General features: G+C 63.4%; 1 protein-coding gene. It reads left to right on the top strand.

From position 1 onward, the window contains the following. Nucleotides 1–20 precede the first annotated feature (20 nt). A partial coding sequence (dctP, locus tag FLP08_RS17230) for a TRAP transporter substrate-binding protein DctP (RefSeq protein ID WP_202912813.1) occupies nt 21–396 on the top strand: 376 nt, incomplete at its 3' end.

The following is a 396-nucleotide window of genomic DNA, read 5'->3' as shown; positions in this document are numbered from 1 at the left end:
CAACAATCTGAGGTCACGAAATGTTCAAGACGATGGTACGGGCGCTGTTGTGCGCCCTGGCGATCGGTGGCTCCTGCCTGGCGAATGCCGCGCAGCCGATCGTCATCAAGTTTTCCCACGTGGTCGCGGAAAACACGCCCAAGGGCCAGGGCGCGCTGCTGTTCAAGAAGCTCGTCGAACAGCGCCTGGGCGGCCGGGTCGAGGTAGACGTCTATCCCAACTCGTCGCTGTTCGGCGACGGCAAGGAAATGGAGGCGCTGCTGCTGGGCGACGTGCAGATGCTAGCGCCGTCCCTGGCCAAGTTCGAGCAGTACACGCGCAAGGTGCAGATCTTCGACCTGCCGTTCCTCTTCGACGACATCCAGGCGGTCGACCGCTTCCAGCGCAGCCCGCAGG

The sequence above is a fragment of the Christiangramia aestuarii genome, from assembly GCF_009735585.1.
Classification (GTDB): Bacteria; Bacteroidota; Bacteroidia; order Flavobacteriales; family Flavobacteriaceae; genus Christiangramia; species Christiangramia aestuarii.
Note: the sequence above shows the minus strand (reverse complement) of the source record. Positions and strands in the feature narration are given on the sequence as shown.